The 19269-nt window shown below is 43.7% G+C and carries 14 protein-coding genes; 11 read left to right on the forward strand and 3 right to left on the reverse strand.

The window, feature by feature from the left end; translation table 11 throughout:
* Window positions 1-582: 582 nt before the first annotated feature.
* The 3 genes from ACFPFU_RS09005 (at window position 583) to alr (ending at window position 5088) form a co-directional block, all read left to right on the forward strand.
* The gene (locus tag ACFPFU_RS09005; protein WP_377063658.1) at window positions 583-1803 is read left to right on the forward strand and encodes an ATP-grasp domain-containing protein; all 1221 of its coding nucleotides are present in this window, start codon (window positions 583-585) and stop codon (window positions 1801-1803) included.
* A gap of 139 nt (window positions 1804-1942) precedes the next feature.
* Window positions 1943-3937 (forward strand): hypothetical protein, encoded by a 1995-nt coding sequence (locus ACFPFU_RS09010; protein WP_377063660.1) that lies wholly within the window; start codon window positions 1943-1945, stop codon window positions 3935-3937.
* Window positions 3931-5088 carry an alanine racemase gene (gene alr / locus ACFPFU_RS09015; RefSeq protein ID WP_377063662.1) on the forward strand — a complete coding sequence of 386 codons (1158 nt, stop codon included), beginning with the start codon at window positions 3931-3933 and terminating at the stop codon, window positions 5086-5088. Before ACFPFU_RS09010 ends, alr begins: the two co-directional genes overlap by 7 nt.
* 35 nt (window positions 5089-5123) lie before the next feature.
* Here alr and ACFPFU_RS09020 read toward each other — a convergent pair whose 3' ends face one another.
* Complete coding sequence (locus ACFPFU_RS09020) at window positions 5124-5912, reverse strand: glycerophosphodiester phosphodiesterase (protein WP_377063664.1); 789 nt, start codon at window positions 5910-5912, stop codon at window positions 5124-5126.
* 158 nt (window positions 5913-6070) lie between these two features.
* On the opposite strand from ACFPFU_RS09020, the gene ACFPFU_RS09025 reads away from it, so the two are divergent.
* The 7 genes from ACFPFU_RS09025 (at window position 6071) to ACFPFU_RS09055 (ending at window position 14943) form a co-directional block, all read left to right on the forward strand.
* A complete protein-coding gene (locus tag ACFPFU_RS09025) occupies window positions 6071-7018 on the forward strand; it encodes a helix-turn-helix transcriptional regulator (RefSeq protein WP_377063666.1) in 948 nt (315 codons plus the stop codon).
* An 85-nt stretch (window positions 7019-7103) separates the two neighbouring features.
* The gene (locus ACFPFU_RS09030) at window positions 7104-7598 is read left to right on the forward strand and encodes a DinB family protein (RefSeq protein WP_377063668.1); all 495 of its coding nucleotides are present in this window, start codon (window positions 7104-7106) and stop codon (window positions 7596-7598) included.
* A 244-nt stretch (window positions 7599-7842) separates the two neighbouring features.
* Window positions 7843-10905: a PSD1 and planctomycete cytochrome C domain-containing protein gene (locus ACFPFU_RS09035; RefSeq protein ID WP_377063670.1), complete on the forward strand. Its 3063-nt coding sequence runs from the start codon at window positions 7843-7845 to the stop codon at window positions 10903-10905.
* A 6-nt stretch (window positions 10906-10911) separates the two neighbouring features.
* Complete coding sequence (locus ACFPFU_RS09040) at window positions 10912-12354, forward strand: DUF1501 domain-containing protein (RefSeq protein ID WP_377063672.1); 1443 nt, start codon at window positions 10912-10914, stop codon at window positions 12352-12354.
* A gap of 121 nt (window positions 12355-12475) precedes the next feature.
* Window positions 12476-13354: a glycoside hydrolase family 16 protein gene (locus ACFPFU_RS09045; RefSeq protein ID WP_377063674.1), complete on the forward strand. Its 879-nt coding sequence runs from the start codon at window positions 12476-12478 to the stop codon at window positions 13352-13354.
* A 193-nt stretch (window positions 13355-13547) separates the two neighbouring features.
* Window positions 13548-14009 carry a cold-shock protein gene (locus ACFPFU_RS09050; protein WP_377063676.1) on the forward strand — a complete coding sequence of 154 codons (462 nt, stop codon included), beginning with the start codon at window positions 13548-13550 and terminating at the stop codon, window positions 14007-14009.
* A gap of 376 nt (window positions 14010-14385) precedes the next feature.
* Window positions 14386-14943, forward strand: a complete 558-nt coding sequence (locus ACFPFU_RS09055) for a DUF4136 domain-containing protein (protein WP_377063678.1) — start codon at window positions 14386-14388, stop codon at window positions 14941-14943.
* 74 nt (window positions 14944-15017) lie between these two features.
* Here the strand turns inward: ACFPFU_RS09055 and ACFPFU_RS09060 are convergent, their stop codons facing one another.
* Window positions 15018-16166 carry an FAD-dependent oxidoreductase gene (locus ACFPFU_RS09060; RefSeq protein WP_377063680.1) on the reverse strand — a complete coding sequence of 383 codons (1149 nt, stop codon included), beginning with the start codon at window positions 16164-16166 and terminating at the stop codon, window positions 15018-15020.
* 786 nt (window positions 16167-16952) lie between these two features.
* Between ACFPFU_RS09060 and ACFPFU_RS09065 the strand changes: the two genes are divergently transcribed.
* Window positions 16953-17855: an SAM-dependent methyltransferase gene (locus tag ACFPFU_RS09065; protein WP_377063682.1), complete on the forward strand. Its 903-nt coding sequence runs from the start codon at window positions 16953-16955 to the stop codon at window positions 17853-17855.
* Between the two features lie 192 nt (window positions 17856-18047).
* Here the strand turns inward: ACFPFU_RS09065 and ACFPFU_RS09070 are convergent, their stop codons facing one another.
* A complete protein-coding gene (locus tag ACFPFU_RS09070) occupies window positions 18048-19127 on the reverse strand; it encodes a fatty acid desaturase family protein (RefSeq protein WP_377063683.1) in 1080 nt (359 codons plus the stop codon).
* Between the last annotated feature and the right edge of the window lie 142 nt (window positions 19128-19269).

A 19269-nucleotide genomic window follows, 5' to 3' on the forward strand; every position in this document is an offset into this window, starting at 1 on the left:
ACTATGACGGGTGGCCTAGTAAATGAACGCTTGTTTGAATGGTTTGATTTTGTTTTCCTGAAATAAATATCCGCGTAGGATATCGTAAAAATCATCATAGGGACTATGCCCTGAAAACGGACCTGAAAGTTTCCAGCGGAAATAAAAGAGAATAGCTCAAAAGGCTACTGAAAGCCAAATAAAATTTGGATGCTATGTGCGGTGACTGTTTCATCTTTTACATCACAAATATTTAATTATTCTGCCAAATTTACAAGAAATATTTTTTATTGATTTCAATAAACTCAATGTTTAACTGTTTTTTTCTCCATTTCTACCCCAATGAGATGAAATTTCGGCAAATAGCTTTCATAATACAATGGATATATTCCGTTTGTAGCGAACTTTTTCAGCAATGGGATAAAAAGGTTAACTAATTATGGTTAACCAATTATTCGGCAGAGAGAGGACGAAAATGCGGTAAAATTGACTGTTCAGAATAATTAACTGTATTATTTAAATAAAATTAAAATATTTGATGGATAAATAAACTTTAGCTTATTTTTTGTTAAGTCTATTAACGAACCAAAATTTTGAGAAGTTATGGCAGAATGTTTTGCATTGTTGGGCTGGAGTTTGCCAGTGATAGAAAGCATGGAGAAACTGGGTAAGCCTTATGTGGTGGTTTCCTACCCTGATTTTGAAAATTACGCAAAGGACAAGGATATTCCTTTTGTATCCTATCAATTTGATGAATGGAGTGATTCTTCCAATTCACTACTGCTAAAAGAGAAACTGGATGTTTTCGGTGCGGATGTGGCTGTACCCTTATTTGAAGAGACGGTGGAATGGGCTGGAGCCCTTAATTCCCTTTACAGGAACGACCCGAGGGTATTGAACAGGGCATTCCTTTTTCGGAACAAAGCCATGATGAAGCGAAAAGCCCTTATTGGGGGGCTGCGTGTAGGCCTGTTTGAAGAGGTCTTTAATAAGGAAGGCGTGAAGAGGTTTATGGACAGGTTGAATCAAGCCAATCTGCAGATTGAGGGAGAGGAAGACAGTTGGGTACACCTGAAGCCGTTTGCTTCAGCGGGTACGGTAGGACACAGACTGCTTAGGTCAAAAAAAGACATAGATGCAAAATGTGAGGACAATGACTTCCCATGTCTGGCCGAAAGCCATCTGCCGGGACGGGAATTTTCCTGCGAGGCTTTTGTACACGGGGGGGAAATCAGGTTTTTAAATATCACGGAATATGTGAAGCTGGGGTATTCAAATTTTATTCCCGAGGGTCATTACCTGCATTCCAAAAGAGACAGAATCATGCAGGAAATGCAGAAATTGGTGGATATTTTCGGTATCCAATACGGAATGATCCACCCTGAATGGTTTTTGACAGAAAATGATGAACTGAGCTTCGGTGAGGTGGCCTGCAGGATACCGGGAGGTCATATTCTTGAATTGTGCGGCAAAGCCTACGGTTTTGATGCATTGGCGGCATTTGTCTTGTGTCACGACCCCGCCTTGTCTGAGGAAGAACTCAAACAGATTCTGCCTCCCATAGACGCCCGTCCCCATGAGTTTTATGGGAATGTGATGATTTATCCGCACAAAAACCGGATATCAAGGTTGGTAATACCTGACGAACTGAAAGAAGAGCCTTACTTTTTGGATCATAACCTGGTTCCTCCTCTGAGTACGCAAAAAATAAATGACAGAGAAGGGTTCGGTAACCATTTTGGTACGGTCAACTTCAAAGGGGAAGACCCGGACAGGATGACGGAATTGCTTCTACATTATGAAAATGTGGATTTTTATCAATAAGGACAATGAGCTAATCAGATAATTTAGTACTTCATTTAAAAATCAGTTCCTTTGTAGGAAATGAATTTTATGGCCGAGGTTCTGGATGCATTCCGGTGCGACTGACCACTTCAGGCCCAACGAAAGAAATACAGTATACATGCTAGACAAGGCAATCAGAGAGAGAAACGAACAGTTGTTTGAAGAGTTGTTTTCAGAGTTTAAAGAGGCAACCTCCCTGACCAAATCCCAAAAGGCCCAGAAGCTTATGGGGCAATTGGACACTTGGAGTGATGATAAAGAGGGTATAAAAATGATTTACAATCATGTGCCACACCTTACCCATTCAGGGATATTTGAAGGAAGTCCATGGGAAAATCCGGGAAAACTTGTATCTGGCTTGGTCAATGGTACCTTCAAAAGTGGCCATCCCAATTCTACCCTTGAATTGCTTAGCGAGTTGAGAATACTGGCCATTGTCAAAGGTGATATCCAATCTCCTGACATGAGCCGGGACGAAGCGGATAATTTTATCCAGGATGTAATTGTCAATAATCTTGAATTCGTATTCAATGAGCCAAAGGAGGAAACCAGACTGGTGATGGCAGAACATGAGCTCAAAAAAGTACATGCTTTATTTTTGTTCTTGTCTGATCAAATTCACCTTTCAAAAGTTAAATCCAAACTGGCGGAAGAATTGCTGTTGATTTGTGAACAAAGACCTGTGGTCACCGAGAAACAGCGCCGGATCATTGCTTTGGTTAAAGAGCGGATCGAACTGGACCCGGATGATCCCGAGGATGCAGCCCTACTTTCCTTTCAAAGGTGCATTTACCGTCCAACTGATGGAGCAGAGGGTAAAGATTTTGAGGAGTATTGGGATTTTTTGAGGACAATTGATAAGGAAAGGATGAAAATTGAAGCGAAACAAATGGGGGAAACCATGCTCCGGTATGGGTTGGTGAGCCAGTATCAGGCTGTATTGTTGCTGCATCTGGAAAAGGAGCAGTTATATGAACTCCTACCGGTTTGTATGGGACTAAACCCAACCGGAATAGCCAGGTACAATGAATTCAGGGATTTTATAGGATTTCTAATCATTCAGGTCATCCACCCTTTTAATGCCCAGTGTATATATGGACTGGCTAAAATGTTGGAAAACGGAATCCTTTCCAGAGAGGCGGTGAGGGCTGGCCTCTATAATATCAGCAAAATCAGCATTCATCCTGAAGTGGCCAAAAGGATACTGATATCCACCGGAACTCCCCATAAAAAGATTACGCCCAAGCAGTACCTAATGGGATCCCTATTTCGGATACTGGGACAGCCGTTGGGCGTGGGCCAGGGCAACAATCCCACTTGCCAGAGTGCACGGGGTATCAGCATGTGGAGCCAACATGCCCCGGCCAAACTGATCCATATGTTACAGACTGCTGCTGTCCATAATGATTTGGGATTTAGGTTTGAAGGAAAGGAAATAAAGTATTCGGAAACTCCTGATGGGTTGGTACAGCGGCTGGATCATCATTTGGATGCTGTGTCCGTCACGCTGGTACCCATGTTGGATAGAATTTATAATGAAATGATGCGGAGGGCTTCGGGAAGAGGAGAGGACCCTCACAAATGGGTCAATCCGGCAATGTATGGACAATGGATACAGATAGGTTTTGCATCAGCTTATGATTACTTGTCCGATGCCATTGTTGATTTTGATGGGTTTGTCCGGATTTTTTACGCGATGTGCCATCCCTTATACAACGGCGGGCACCGATTGGTTTACCCAAATCCTGTAGGGATTTTCATTACTTCTGCCAAAGGCGAAATGCTGGGGTTTCACGCCGTGTCACTTTTAAGGGTAAATGAAGGCCCCGACGGGAAGATCAGGGCCTATTTTCTCAATCCCAACAATGAAGGTAGGCAGGACTGGGGCCAAGGTATCAAACCTTCCGTATTTGGTAAAGGGGAAGTGCATGGGGAATCATCTCTCCCTGTCCAGGAATTCGCTGCAAGGGTGTATGCATTTCATTACAATAATCTGGAAGCACCTTCCAAAATGGACAACGTACCCGAGGAAGAGGTACAGACTGTTTATAAACTGGCAATTGACAGTTGGGGAAAATCATATAAATGGCTGGAAATCAAAAAAAAATGGTAAGACATTCATCGCGGATAGAACTAAAGCAATCGGCATATAAAAACAATATCAATTTCATTCGTAAAAAAATTGGTGAGGGACCTGTTTTTTCTTCAGTAGTAAAGGCCAACGCTTATGGACATGGTATAGAGGTTTTTGTACCTATGGCCGAAAAGTGCGGCATTCACCATTTTTGCGTGGCATCTTCTTATGAAGCAGAACAGGTTCTTAAAGCCTGCCGGGACGACAGTCAAATCGTCATCATGGGGATATTGTATGAAGAAGACATTGTTTGGGCCATTGAGCATGGGATAGCTTTTTTTGTCTATAACTTTGACCGGTTACCGGTTACCTTGGAGGCTGCTAAAAAGGCAGGCATCCGGGCCAAAGTACACATAGAGGTAGAAACCGGTGCCAACAGAACGGGCATGAATGCCAGGGAATTTCCCAGAGCGCTCAGCTATTTGAAAAAACATAGGGAATCACTCCATTTTGAAGGACTATGCACGCATTTTGGAGGGGCTGAAAGCACCTCCAACCAGTTTAAAATAGATATGCAGCATAAAAGATACAAGGAGTTTCTTCAAAAATGCAAGGAAAAGGGCTTGATGCCCCAAATCAGGCACATTGCATGCTCTGCAGCCGCCTTGGCCATGAAAGATACTGTCTATGACATGGTAAGGATCGGTGTGGCTCAATATGGATTTTGGCCCAGTCCCGATATTTATTTTGCCCATATCTATGAGACCAATAAAAAATCCGATGCATCGCTAAAACGGATTTTCTCATGGAAAACGGATGTGATGGACATCAAAGAAGTGAAACCGGGGGAGTTTATTGGATATGGAACTGCATTTCAGGCTACTCACCCTATGAACATAGCTGTATTGCCCTTAGGATATTCCAACGGGTATCCCAGGGCTTTGTCAAATAGAGGCCAGGTACTCATTCACGGTAAAAAAGCTCCAATAGTGGGGCTTATCAATATGAATTTGTTTATGGTGGATGTCACCCACATCCCCTCTGTAAAAGTAGGAGATGAGGTTGTCCTCATAGGCCGTCAAAAAAACAATGTGATCAACGTATCCAGTTTTACCAATGCTACGCAGTTGCTGAACAACGAGATGCTGAGCAGGTTGCCTGCAGCCATTCCCCGATCAGTGGTAAAGTAATAGGCATGCGTTTGATTTGTGAGGGAGATTTAGGATTACCTTCTTTTAACCAAGTCCAGCAGCATTTCCGGTTCATCCGTGGTGATGAAATCCACATCCTGTTCAAGTAGCCAACGCATATCTTCCCTGTCATTAACGGTCCAGACATTGACCGTCAGATCCGACGTTTTGGATTCATGGATCCAGTGGGGGTTTTCTCTGATATGCCGTATATTGTAGTCAAGCCCGAAAAAGCCGTCTTTTTTGAGTTCAGCGGGTTCTTTGTCTCCATTGAGGTAAGCTACATTGGCTTCTGGATCCAGTTCAATGACCTTGAGGCCAATGTCATAATCAAACGTGATGTAATCTACCCATTTTTGGGCACCCAGTCTCCATACCAGTTCCACCGATTTTTGGGCCAGTTCCTGCCCCCTTTCCTTGCTCACCTTCGAGGGCTTAATTTCAAAGATCAGCTTTGTCCCCTCTTGCTTCATGCCTTCTCTGATAAATTCCTCTGCTGTAGGAATCTTTTCCCCATTGGACAGTCGTTTTGTCATCAATTGGTCATAGGTGACCTGTTCAATCACCAGCCCTTCAAAATCAGCATCATGATTGAGCACCAATACCCCGTCTGCCGTCATCCACACGTCGAATTCTGATCCTTCGCAACCAAGTTCAACTGCACGCTGTAAAGAAGCAAGGGAGTTTTGGGGTAGGTTTTGGGTTTTCCATGCCCCTCTGTGGGCAATCACTTTGTTTTGGTGAAAAGTACTTTTTTCTGTGGTGCACGCAGATAGTGTCATACCTAAAATAAGCATCCAAATAATTGGTGATACTGTCATCATTTTAAATGTTTTAGAGCGTTGTTGGCAAAAATCTTATATAACCGTCAGCCCAAAATACTTATTTTATTTTAATGTGAAATAAAAAAATTGGATTGGTTTCAACATTGGGGAAAATTGTTTCTATTTTTAAAATTAAAAATTTGATTTAAAATGTATTCATGAACCGTTTCGATAGAATTACCGCCATCTGGATATGTTTGCAATCCAGAAAATTGGTCACCGCGCAGCAATTGGCAGAACGGTTTGAAGTAAGTATCAGAACCATTTACAGGGATGTCCGCACCTTGGAAGAAGCTGGGGTTCCCATTGTCAGTGAGGCGGGCTATGGCTACAGCCTTGTGGATGGCTACCGCTTGCCACCGGTGATGTTCAGTCCCCAGGAGGCACTGAGTTTTGTAGCCGCCGAAAAGCTGATGGAGAATTTCACAGACAAGGCGCTGGGGGCTTACCATAGGTCAGCGATGGATAAAATCAGGGCAGTTTTAAAAAACAACGAAAAGGAACTGCTGAGCAGACTGGAAAATCATATTCAGATTAACCCCCTTCATGCCCCGATTAATGATTCTCTGCCGGAGACCTTGGATATTCTTCTAAGGGGAATATCCGAAAACAAGATCGTTACGGTAGATTATCAGTCCTTCCATTCCGATGAACCCGTAGAAAGGGATATAGAGCCTGTAGGAGTGTTTCATGAATATGAATACTGGTATGTCATTGGCTACTGTCACTTGAGAAGGGCCTACAGGCAGTTTAGGGCTGACAGGATGCACGATATACGCCTTACAGACAGAAACCATACGAGAAAACATGGGGAGTTGGAGGAGTACAGAAAACCCATGCAGACAGAAGTGGCCAAAACCGAAGTGGTCATCGAAGTGAAAAAAGATGCACATAGATATATCAAGGACCGAGCCCGGCATTTTGGTTTTGTTTCTGAAAGGGATAAAGGAGAGGTTATCGAAATGGTGTTTCACATTCAGGACCTGATGGATGGATTCCCAAGGTGGTTTTTGATGTTTGCGGATAAAGCCAGAATCATAAAACCTGGCATTGTTAAGAAAAGAATCAGGGAGCTGGTCGGTAAAATGAGTGAAAATTTGGAATGATTTTTTACCCCTGCTGACATACAGTTGTCAGGCCACATGATTATTTTTCATTTGAATTTGATTTCAACCAACGATAAAAAGCCTTATGAAAAAAATCATTGATCTGTATAGAAAAGAACTGGAAAATGAGTCGGAAATAACAAAGAAGATGCTCTCCCGTATTCCCGAGGATAAATTTGATTGGCGTCCCCATCCCAAAAGCATGAATGTAGAGCGGCTTTCCAACCACCTTGCCGAACTACCTTTTTGGGTGAGGATGTGCCTGCATCAGCCTGTTCTGGATTTTGCCGATACTCCTTATCAGCCCACAGCATATGTAACCACGGATGAGTTGAAAACCTTTTGGAATAAAGGGATGGAAGATGCGGTGAAAGCATTCTCCAAAGCTGACGACGAAATGCTGAATGAAAAATGGATGTTACGGACAGGCGACCAGATCCATTGGGAAACCACAAAAGGAGATGCCTTAAGGATGAGCCTGAGTCAGATTATCCACCACCGTGCCCAACTGGGTGTATTTCTGCGGTTATTGGATGTGCCGATTCCGGGAAGCTATGGGCCCAGCGCAGATGAATACTGATTTCATCCGGGAAATCATGCAGGTCTCTATTTTTCATTTCCACCGGAGTTGAAAGGGGACGGATACTTCCCGGATTTCCGGTGGACGGTTCATTCCTGTCCACCGGTTGGTTTTTATGTTTTTAAAATCTGAACATCAAAACTATTTCCGCCGCAGCCTTTTTTAATTTTATGATTGGCGGTTTGTAAAATTTCAGCTCATTTTATTCTGTTATACATGGATTTTTGCGGAAATAAATTTTAAATTGAGGAAATTATTACTTGGATCAGGAGGAGTTCAGCACAGGGAAATGGCCGATTTATTGGGAAAATTCAATAATGTTAACCTCGTTTTTTTCAGCATATTTTTGCTGACGGTGTGTTTTTTGTATCCCGCCTGCCAAGAGAAAAAAAGACCGGAATTGGCCGAACAAGTCGACTTTAATTTTCATATCAAGCCCATCCTGGTTCAAAAATGCTACCTCTGTCATGGTCCGGATCCCAGCAGCAGGGAGGCAGGGCTTCGACTGGATATTGAGGAGGGAGCCTTTTCGATATTGGAGAGCGGGAATACAGCCATACACCCCGGAAGCTTGCAAAAGAGCGCCCTGGTGGGAAGGATAACCCAAACAGACCCCGAGTTAATGATGCCACCGCCTTCTTCTAATTTGGAACTTTCTGAAAAGGAGATAAACCTACTGAAGAAATGGATCAAACAGGGCGCCGCCTATAAAGAACATTGGGCTTTTATACCACCGGTGAGACCTGAAACGGCGCCTGACGAAAGCACATCCGAAGTAATAGACCGACTGCTGAAAGAGAAGGTGGATGCACATCAACTTACAGTCTCTCCGGAAGCTGACAAATATACGTTGATACGGAGGCTTTCCTATGTATTGACCGGATTGCCGCCCAAGCCGGAAGAAGTCAAGGCCTTTGTGGAAAACAAAGGATACAATGCTTATGAAAAACTGGTGGACCATTATTTGGCTTCTCCTGCCTATGGAGAAAGATGGGCCAGACACTGGATGGACGTGGTCCGTTACGCCGAAACAAAAGGACATGAATTTGACTTTATGATCCATGGGGCGTGGCAATTCAGGGACTATCTGATCCGCGCTTTTAACAAGGACCTTCCTTATGACCAACTTGTGAAGGAACATTTGGCGGGGGATCTGCTTGCTTTCCCTAGGTACCATCCGGAAAAGGGCTTTAATGAATCCATTCTGGGTACCATGTTCCTTACCATGGCGGAAGGCACCCACAGTCCGGTAGATATCCGCAAAGATGAAACAGACAGGATAGACAACATGATCGATGTGACTGGCAAGGGACTCCAGGGGCTGACGATAGCTTGTTCCAAATGCCATGACCACAAATTTGATCCCATTCCCACCAAAGATTATTACGGATTGTACGGCATCATGGAAAGTACACGGTTCACACCGGTTCCATTAAGTGAGGAGAGAAAAAAAACCATTAACCTGGAGGATGCCAGAAAGATCAAAAATTACATAAGGGTCTCTTTGGCAGCCTTATGGGACAGTGCCGACGCCCAAAAATTACCCTTTCAGCTGGCAGCTAATTTTGAGAAGAAGGATAAAAAAACGGCGACCAATTATAAAATACTTGGAGACTTCAGAGGCCAGGACTTACAAGGGTGGAAAGCCGATGGCCATGCATTCGGAGTCAGCACTACTTTAGGGGATCCTGTGTTTAAAAAAGATAAGCCTGAGCTGGAATATCTGAACCAAGGCATGGCTTCCAGCAGAAAATTCAAAACGGGGATTTTCGGAGCGCTCCGCTCCTCTGACTTCACGATTGGGGAGCAATTCGTAGGCGTTAAGGCCCGAGGAAGCGGTGGCAGCATCCGCATCATCATAGATAATTTCCAGCTGATCAGCTATCCCATCTATGGTGGGATGGACCAGAAAGTCAACAATCCCGAATGGAGCCAATTTGTTTTTGATGTGGGGGACTGGAAGGGACATAAGGCCTACATAGAAGTATTGCCAGGCGCTTACCGCAACCACGTCTATCAGCAACGCGAAGAAGACTATATAGAAGTAGAATACGCCATAGCCTATGAGGAAGAATGGCAGGAACCCTTGTTGCCTGGTAAAACCGCAAACACCAGCCTGATTACCGCTGTGGCCAATTGGAAAAACCAGCATAGTGCTATTGAAGAAGTTCATCATCTCAATACAATGCTGGCGGAAAACCGCCTGGCAAGGTCTTTTCCGGAAATGGAGAAGAGTATCTTTCAGGAAAAGCTGGTTTTGGCGCCGATCCGTGACAGCGTCTTTTTTAACGGGGTGACGGAAGGCACAGGAAGAGAAAGTCCTGTATTTATCCGCGGGAGCCACCTTGACCTGGAAAAGGACAAGGTACCGCGGGCATTTCTTCCTAAAATTCTGGATTATCAAGGCCTGTATTCTATCAAGGGCAGTGGCAGAATGGAAATGACCACGGCCATACTTTCTCCGGAAAATCCCTTGACGGCACGGGTAATGGTAAACCGGATTTGGCATCATGTGTTTGGAAGGGGGATTGTGGAGTCGGTTGACAATTTTGGTCTACAGGGCAAATTACCTTCCCATTCTGAGTTACTGGATTACCTTGCGCTGAGCTTTGTGGAAGGGGACTGGTCCATCAAGAAAATGATTCGCGCCATGGTATTGACCGATGCCTTCCGGCGTTCCACCCAGGCTTTGGACCCTGAAGCGGACATAGAAAACCGGTATTTGGCCCGGTATCCCGTCAGAAGATTAGAGGCAGAAGCCATCAGGGACGGCATGCTGGCCGTAGCGTCCAGTTTGGATCCAACCATGTACGGCTCTTCCGTTCCGGTGCATCTGACTGACTTTATGCAGGGCAGGGGTAGACCGCAGCTTTCCGGACCGGTAGATGGGAATGGAAGAAGAAGCATTTATTTGGAAGTGAGGAGAAATTTTTTGGATGGGATGATGATGGCTTTTGACAGACCCACACCCTTTTCTACATTTGGAAAAAGGGATGTGACCAATGTGCCGGCCCAATCCCTGTTTCTTATGAATGATCCTTTTGTGATCCTGCAGGCAGGCAATATGGCAGTCCACCTTATCAATAATAGGCAGGAGGACACCTTGGAGGACCGGATAAAATTCATTTACCTTAATGCATTTTCAAGACTGCCCGAACAAGATGAGTTAGGCCATGCCATCAACTTTATACAAACACTGGCTATAGAATATAAAGTGAGTAGTGACGAGATCATGGAGCATGCGGACCTGTGGAAGGATTATTGCCATTCCATATTCAACATGAAGGAGTTTATTTATTTGCTATAATATAATATGGGACATCATAAACCATTACTCAACCGGTCAATAAGCAGGAGAGAGATGCTTGAAATCTGCAAATGTGGCTTCGGTTCATTGGCCCTGATGGGGATGATGGGCAGTTGGGGCACTTCCTGTACCTCCCGGGAAAGCGGAAAAAAATCTGTCTTAGATGCGCTTTCCGGAGGGCCTCATCATATCCCAAAGGCAAAAAACATCATTTTTTTATACATGGATGGCGGGGTTTCCCAAGTAGATTCATTTGATCCCAAGCCCCGCTTGGACAAGGAAAACGGCATGGAACCCAAATTCAAGATTGATGCAACTCAATTTGGGGACAACGGAAAAATATTGAAAAGCCCATGGGCCTTTAAACAATACGGAGAATGTGGTATGGCAGTAAGCGAACTGTTCCCAAACATCGCCGGCTGTGTGGATGACCTGGCATTGATCCGCTCCATGGTTTCCAATTTTCCAGAACATACCAATGCCAACTATTTTTTGCACACGGGCAGCGGTTTACAGGGAAGGCCCAGCATGGGTGCCTGGGTCAATTATGGCTTGGGATCAGAAAACAGCAACCTGCCGGGATATGTTGTGCTGGACGGCGGGCTAGTGCCTCCCGGTGGGGTTGATAATTTCAAAAATGGTTTCCTTCCAGCGGCCTATCAGGCATCGATTATGAAAGCGTCCGAGGAGCCGGTTGCCAATATCCGGGCCTATGAATCCAGGAATGGGATTCAGAGACAAAAGTTGGATTTTATCCGTGAAATGGACCAAATGAAGAAGGAACAGGCGGACGAAATCGAGGCAGCCATCAGCAATTATGAATTGGCTTACCATATGCAGTCGTCAGTACCTGAATTGACCGAGTTTTCGGCCGAAAGCAAATCAACGCAAAAACTTTATGGACTTTTGGATGACGATCCCCATACACGGAGTTATGGGGCACAGTGTCTGATGGCCAGAAGGTTGATCGAAAGGGGGGTAAGGTTTGTGGAACTGACCTGTCCTCAGGTGGACAAGTCCATAGACCGGTGGGATCAGCACCATGACCTGAAAAACGGTCATGCGCGGAACGCCCATGCTGTGGACAAACCCATAGCCGGTTTGTTAAAGGATTTGAAATCCAGGGGACTTTTGGAAGATACCCTGGTGGTCTGGTCGGGTGAATTTGGCAGAACACCCTTCGCCCAGGGAACAGACGGACGCGACCATAATCCTTCGGCGTTCAGTATGTGGATGGCGGGGGCAGGTATCAGAGGGGGCACCGTATACGGGGAGACCGACGAATACGGTTATCGCGTGGTAGAAAACCCGGTAACTATACATGACTTACATGCCACTATTTTGTACCTGTTGGGGATAGATCACAAGCGTCTGACCTATCCTTTCGGAGGAAGGGATTTTAGATTAACCGATGTACATGGACATGTCGTGAAAGACATTCTGGTTTAATGGATACCGAAAAATGTCGGGCTCGCAATGGTTGAAACAAGGATCAACGTAGCCGGAAAAATTATATGGTTTAAAAATAAAGGATTTTTTAATAGGTGACTGTTTTAAATGTCAGGTAAATATGAAAATTATAATTCAATTATTTGTTTTCTTCTGGTTTGTGGTTTTCGATCTGACTGCTCAGCGCGATGTAAAGGACGGAGGAATAGATATTCCGGAAAATTATCAATTGGTATGGCGTGAGGAATTTGATGAAAACGGTAAGCCCGATGATCGTATTTGGGGATATGAGGAAGGTTTTGTTCGGAATATGGAATTGCAATGGTATCAGCGGGAGAATGCTTATATACACGATGGGGTGCTGGTCATAGAAGGCAGGAGGGTAGAGGTGAAAAATCCGGATTTTGAAGAAAATCACGGTGATTGGAGAAAAAGCAGGGCCTTTGCCCATTACACCTCCTCCTGTCTCCACACCAGGGGGAGAATGGAGTTTCAGTATGGCATTTTGGAAGTCAGGGCAAAAATAGATACAGCGACGGGGATGTGGCCGGCCATTTGGACCTTGGGCGTTTCCGGACGATGGCCCGCCAATGGTGAAATAGATATTATGGAATATTATTTGGTAGACGGGGAGCCCACCATTTTGGCGAATGCGGCATGGGCCCATCCGGAAAAAAGGGCCGCCTGGGATGAAGTGAAATTACCTTTTGGTTATTTTTCAAAGAAAGATGCTGACTGGCACAATGAATTTCATGTCTGGAGCATGGATTGGACCGGAGAATATATCAGGCTGTATTTGGATGGGGAACTGCTCAATGAAATTGATCTGGAAAATTCCCTGAATCCTGATGGCACAAATCCCTTTCATCAACCCCACTACCTGCTGCTCAATCTCGCCATCGGAAGCAACGGGGGAAACCCCTCACAGACCGCTTTTCCGAGAAAATATGAAATAGATTATGTGAGGTTATATCAAAAAAATAATATTTCCAATAAATAGGAATAAACCAAAATTCTGGCCTTCTTTGTATAATATAAACAATTGCATTGGAATACCGGTAATAGTATCTGACGAGTCATTTTTTTCAGCATCTATTTCCTCCCAAGTGAACTTAATCCGTGCTTAGCTCAAGCCGGATTCTGAACGCAATGGCGCTTTGGTGCAAAATTAATTAATCAACTAAAATCGATTTATGGCAAAATCCAGAGAAACGTTCAACAAAAAAGAAAAAGAAAAAAAACGACTCAAAAAAAAACAGGAAAAAGAAGAAAAAAAAGAAGCCCGGAAAGCTTCATCCAGCAGAGGCGGTGATTTAGACGATATGATTGCCTATGTAGATGCTGACGGCAATATCACTTCAACGCCTCCGGATCCTTCAGAAAAAAGGAAGAAAATCGAACTGGAAGACATAGAAGTCAGTGTTTCCAAACAAGCGCCTGTAGATCCGGAGGACCTGCGGAGAAAAGGCAAAGTGACTTTTTTTAACACCTCCAAGGGATATGGATTTATAAAAGACCTGGAAACCCAAGAAAGTATTTTTGTCCATGTCAAAGGGTTAATCGACGATATTCAGGAAAATGACCAGGTTACCTTTGAGACCGAAAAGACTCCAAAAGGACTCAGTGCGGTGGATGTGAAGCTGGTTGAAAAGTAACCGTCAGCCATTTAAGCCATTGTAGCGGGTTTTAAAGGATAAATATCCCCCATGATGTTTCCGACTTAACAAGACCCGTTACAAGCTTGGTGAATGACCCGTTACCGGAATCTCTTTATCCCAATCGCTTTTATGGAGGTTTATCCACTGTCAAGTCAAGTGGGGAATGTCGGGTTTCGGATCGCAGCCATTAGTTTCCTATTCCCTAAAATGTTCACGGATTGCACGGAATAGGACGAAGTAAACCGCTCATCACGCAAGTGGCGCGCAGAAGGATGCTCCGATAGCTTTCGGGGGGATATACGAGATTCTCCTAAAATGACCTTATAGGGCACCGTGTTAGCATGGAAATTGATAGGATTTATCAAATGAATGCATGATGATACTGGCCAGATCTTATATAGGATTGCTTATTATCTGCTCTTTATCCTGCGGGGTGAGGGAAGTTATTGTAATGGAGGATCAGGCAGGAAATTTCAATTTGGGCCGTTATGAAACTTTTGACTTTTTGGAAACAGGGGCAACAGGAGATCTTAGTGATAATTACCAGGAAAGCGTGGGAGCATTGATGGATGAGATTACCGAACAAATGACCAGAAGGGGAATAGAACAGACGGCTGAAAACCCGGATCTCAGAATCAATATCGGTATATTGATGGAAGAAAAGGTACAGACCAGAGAAACGGGACTGGTCACCGATCCAGGCACTTTCAATTACATCGGCCAACAGCGGTATACCTGGAGAAGCCAAACCGTCGAGGCTGGCCGCTATAGACTGGGAACAGTGACGGTCCATCTTGTGGATACCGATTTGGATAAGGCGGTATGGGTTGGTGTGGTGGAGAAAACCATTGCGAACAGACCAGCCAGAATAGAACGGATCAGCCGAAAGGCTGCTCAAAAGTTGTTTGACAGGCTGGATGAATACCCATAAGGATGTACAAAAAAGGAGAGGGTAATCTACCCCCTCTTTTAACTTCCAACTTAAATTAAAATGTACCGGTTGGATTATCTCCGCAAGTTTTTCATCATCTCGGAAACACCATCCAAAAATCTGTCGGTTACAGCGGGGTCAGGGTCGGTATTCCAATTGTTTTCAATATGGTTACCGCCTATCATGATGCCGTCTCTTCTGGGTATGAAATAGATGCCTGCCATATTAGCCCTGTAGTTTAATTCCCGTTGGGGCACCAAAAAACAAAGCTGGCCTGAAACCGGGGACATTTCATCATCGCCAAAAATCTCCATAGCACCCAGTCCCGTACAGTTGACGATGCATTGTTGTGGGAGCGCATCAACCTCTTCTGGTTTTTTAAATGATTTCACTTTTATTTTCCCACCTGCCAGGAGAAAATCATCAGTCAGCATTTTAAGATAAGAAGGGATGTTAAAAATATTGGTGGGACCTTTTCGGACCTCCTTGTATTTAAAAGGGTTTTCCCTACGCTTTAGTGCTATGGGTTTGGGATAGAAGTCCATGTCCGGACTGATGAGTTTTTTTCTGAGATCATTAGAATTCTCCACCTCTCCGGAACGTATATTATATGTGTCCATCCAGTCCACAACCCGGTTTAATCCCAGCATCCTTTGATAGGTATTGAAGGAATGCATATAGGCTTTTTTGAACATGGTTTGAAATTCAGATGTGATTTTATCCGGATCTATTAATTTGTGCGTGGGTGACCATGTCCCCGTGGCCATTGCAGAGGTGATGTTGGGATAGACTTCCTTGGTGTAAATGGTTACCTCATATCCTTGGTTTTGCAAGGTTCTGGCTGTGGAAAGGCCCACTACTCCACACCCCATTACGGCAACTTTTGATATCCCTGTTTGGGCAACAAGTTCGGAGGCCAGCATAGCAGAACCCCAGGAAAGGGACCAGCCGCTGCCTCCATGGCCGTAGTTGTGGATGATTTTTTTGTTGCCCAGCTCCTGCAGTTCGATCCTTGGGCCGCTTTTTCTGTAAGGTCTTAAACCTACTGATTGCTTAATAATACGTGATTTGGAAACCAATACTTTTGGCAGCCGGTTTGGTATGGGAGGGTAAATTTCCACGCCGCTGTGATGAGGAAAGGCCAAACCAGGGCAACCGAAACCTCCAGCAGCCAAAGTTGCCAAACTGACTTTCTTGATAAAGTCTCTTCTCAATATACTCATCTTTATCTAGTTAAAATGGTAATTACGTGAGTTTACCGGTCAGATCGGGTTTACAGGGGGAGATAACAAAATAAAAGCTTATTAATGTTGGTTATAATATTAACCAATATTATTGAATTTAAGTATATTATTCAATATATTGGTTAAAAAAATAACATATTCTGATTTTTTATATACTAATAATTATTTTGTAAGTTTCAAAAACAATCTAATTTGCTATTTTACTCTCTTTATCTATTGTGATTTATATGACTTTTGGATGAAGAATGGAAGCGTCTCAGAATTATTTAGCATAATCAATCTGGTCAAAGCAAATCAACCGGCTGTCAAAAATGTATAAAGGATGAGGAAGTATTTATATTCATCTGTTTATAATTTGTTATTCAATGGTCAGCTAGCCTGCCCCTGCCTGCCCCGAACTCGATTCGGGGAACTTGTTTCGGAGGAACCTCGCATGTGTGATAATTATATGCCTACCATTGTATTGATTAAGTTCTAATTTTTAAACCACCAATGACAAATAGTTAATTTCACGCCGCGAGCGCTGCGGATTCGTGGGTGGCCGTCGCGAAAAACCAAATGTCATTTACTTTCTGTAAATGCCAATTTTTAGTACTCCGTGTGACGATTCCGTCAAAATCGGTTTCAGCTGGCTTTATCTTTGAAAATTGATTAAATTACTAATCCTATGGTGGATTTAAGGTGTTGGAGGTTTGATCAGCAATATTTATCAATCTTGATTTTACTGGAAAACACTTTAGACTATATTTTAAATGAACACCCCTCATGGCTACACAAAAAGACTTGGATTTTACCTATTCCACCATTGATCAAATTTTTCGTCTGAGCATGGGTGAAACGGCTGATTTCAGCGGAGCCATGTACAATGGCAATTTCAGCCTGTCCCTGGAAGAGGCGCAGCGGGCCAAGCATGAATTCATCGCCGATAGCCTGGGAATCAATAAGGGAAGCAAGGTACTGGATATGGGATGTGGATGGGGGCCTTTCTCCAGATTCGTTCAAGAAAGAGGTGGGGAAAGTACCGGGCTGACACTTTCCCAGGGGCAGGTGGAGGCTTGCCGAAAGAACGGTCTCACTGTACACTTAAAGGATTGCCGCTATGTACACCCCGGGGATTACGGAATATTTGATGCGGTTTCCTGTGTGGGTGCCTTTGAACATTTCTGTTCCATAGAAGACTGGAAGGCGGGAAAGCAGGAGAAAATTTACCATGATTTTTTCAGGGCGGTCTACAACCTCTTGCCCAAAGGAGGCAGGTTTTATCTGCAGACCATGGTTTTCGGTAGGAATATGATTGATTTTGAGGACATAGACATTAAAGCTCAAAAAGGGTCTGCTGCCCATGTGATGGCATTGATGGTAAAAGAGTTTCCCGGTTCCTGGCTTCCTTATGGGCTTGAAATGGTCGTCAGAAACGCCGATCCGTTTTTTAAGGTGGTTTCAAAAAGCAGTGGGAGGCTGGATTACATCGAAACCATCCGCCAATGGCGGAGAAGATTCAGAACATTCAACTTGAAAAAATACTGGCTTTACCTCACCCTTGTCCCCAACTTTTTTACTGATGAGGAATTCCGGCACCGTGTCAGCATCTTTAGGATCAGTCCTAACAAGATTTGCTTTGAAAAAGAGATAATGGACCACTATAGAATCGTGTTGGAGAAAAAATGAGTTTAGGTATCATGTTTAGGCGTAGTCGGCATCAATTCTTCTATCGCCATTTGGAACCGGGTCCTCACCTCATGTAGACGTATAATATCTTTGGAAACCATAGAATCCGGGAATAAACGACAACCATTGTTGAGATCCTCAATAATTTATGGGAATTGCCCTTTAGTTGCCGTCCTACCCATTTATAGAATATTACAGACCGGAGCCCGCTTTTTTGAGAAAATTGTAGTGGGACCTCAATGCGCTAAAGAATGATTTGTTTTCATGATAAGGCAGATCGAATTCCAAGGCTGTTGTTTTTACAAGATCGGAAATAGCGGGATAATGTATATGACAGATCTTGGGAAATAGATGGTGTTCTATCTGAAAATTAAGCCCACCACATAGGAAAGTGGCCAAACTGCTTTTCCTGGCAAAGTTTGCAGTAGTCCTCATCTGGTGCTGCGCCCAGGCTTCCTCTATATTTTCATTCTCCTGAGGGTTTGGGAATGAGGTGTTTTCAACTAGGTGAGCCAATTGGAAAACAAGTCCAAGTACCAGCCCTTCTGCAAAATTCATCGCCAGAAAACCGATTAAAAACTGCCACCAGGTGATGTCCATCACAATCAAAGGGATGATTATAAAGAGCCCATAATAAACCAACTTGTAAAAGAAAAGGTTGAAATATTCAATTTTAGGGTGTTTGTTTTCGTGCTTTCCGATTCTTTCTTGAAAAAACTTCATAAAGTCTTTTCTAAAAAACCATGACATGGAAGCCAGGGAATACAGGAAAAAGGCATAGATGTGTTGGTAGCGATGAATGCGTTTCCGCTTTTCTTGGACGCAAACCCTAACCAATCCAGGTGCCACCTCCAGGTCTCCGTCATGCCCTACAATATTTGTATAGGTATGGTGGATTTTATTATGGGTGATGTTCCAGATATATACATTTGCCCCAATAAGGTTGAACAGGAAACCAAGGGTTTTGTTGATCCACGGCCTTGAGGAATAGGACCCATGCAGGGCATCATGACATATATTAAATCCAATAAATGCCATGGTCATTCCTAATCCCATGGCCAAAAACAAGTTTACCAACAGGGGAAATACCTCCAATAGGATAATCCCATATAAAAATACCAATAGAGCGAGATAAAATACTGTCTTGATAATCATGGCCCGATTCGCTTTTTTCGATATCTTCTGGGAATTGAAATAATCATCCACCCTTGTTCGAATCGTGTTAAAGAAGTTGGATTTTTGGGAATCTATAAATTTAAGCGGTGAATTCATTTACGTTTTTTATGGGCATAGTGATAACCGATGCCTATTTAACAAATAATTTAGTGTAAAGGTTTTACCAATAAGGAGGGATCAATGGGGAATTTGTACAAAGGTACCCATAAATTTGTCACCTATTGTTATTGTCATCATG

Source organism: Negadavirga shengliensis (assembly GCF_042652345.1).
In the GTDB taxonomy this organism is placed as follows: domain Bacteria; phylum Bacteroidota; class Bacteroidia; order Cytophagales; family Cyclobacteriaceae; genus Negadavirga; species Negadavirga shengliensis.

What these genes read in the sequence shown, in the direction of transcription:
- ACFPFU_RS09005 (WP_377063658.1), top strand. Translation starts at nt 583, where the DNA reads ATGGCAGAATGTTTTGCATTGTTGGGCTGGAGTTTGCCAGTGATAGAA.
- ACFPFU_RS09010 (WP_377063660.1), top strand. Translation starts at nt 1,943, where the DNA reads ATGCTAGACAAGGCAATCAGAGAGAGAAACGAACAGTTGTTTGAAGAG.
- alr (WP_377063662.1), top strand. Translation starts at nt 3,931, where the DNA reads ATGGTAAGACATTCATCGCGGATAGAACTAAAGCAATCGGCATATAAA.
- ACFPFU_RS09020 (WP_377063664.1), bottom strand. Translation starts at nt 5,912, where the DNA reads ATGATGACAGTATCACCAATTATTTGGATGCTTATTTTAGGTATGACA.
- ACFPFU_RS09025 (WP_377063666.1), top strand. Translation starts at nt 6,071, where the DNA reads ATGAACCGTTTCGATAGAATTACCGCCATCTGGATATGTTTGCAATCC.
- ACFPFU_RS09030 (WP_377063668.1), top strand. Translation starts at nt 7,104, where the DNA reads ATGAAAAAAATCATTGATCTGTATAGAAAAGAACTGGAAAATGAGTCG.
- ACFPFU_RS09040 (WP_377063672.1), top strand. Translation starts at nt 10,912, where the DNA reads ATGGGACATCATAAACCATTACTCAACCGGTCAATAAGCAGGAGAGAG.
- ACFPFU_RS09045 (WP_377063674.1), top strand. Translation starts at nt 12,476, where the DNA reads ATGAAAATTATAATTCAATTATTTGTTTTCTTCTGGTTTGTGGTTTTC.
- ACFPFU_RS09050 (WP_377063676.1), top strand. Translation starts at nt 13,548, where the DNA reads ATGGCAAAATCCAGAGAAACGTTCAACAAAAAAGAAAAAGAAAAAAAA.
- ACFPFU_RS09055 (WP_377063678.1), top strand. Translation starts at nt 14,386, where the DNA reads ATGATGATACTGGCCAGATCTTATATAGGATTGCTTATTATCTGCTCT.
- ACFPFU_RS09060 (WP_377063680.1), bottom strand. Translation starts at nt 16,166, where the DNA reads ATGAGTATATTGAGAAGAGACTTTATCAAGAAAGTCAGTTTGGCAACT.
- ACFPFU_RS09065 (WP_377063682.1), top strand. Translation starts at nt 16,953, where the DNA reads ATGGCTACACAAAAAGACTTGGATTTTACCTATTCCACCATTGATCAA.
- ACFPFU_RS09070 (WP_377063683.1), bottom strand. Translation starts at nt 19,127, where the DNA reads ATGAATTCACCGCTTAAATTTATAGATTCCCAAAAATCCAACTTCTTT.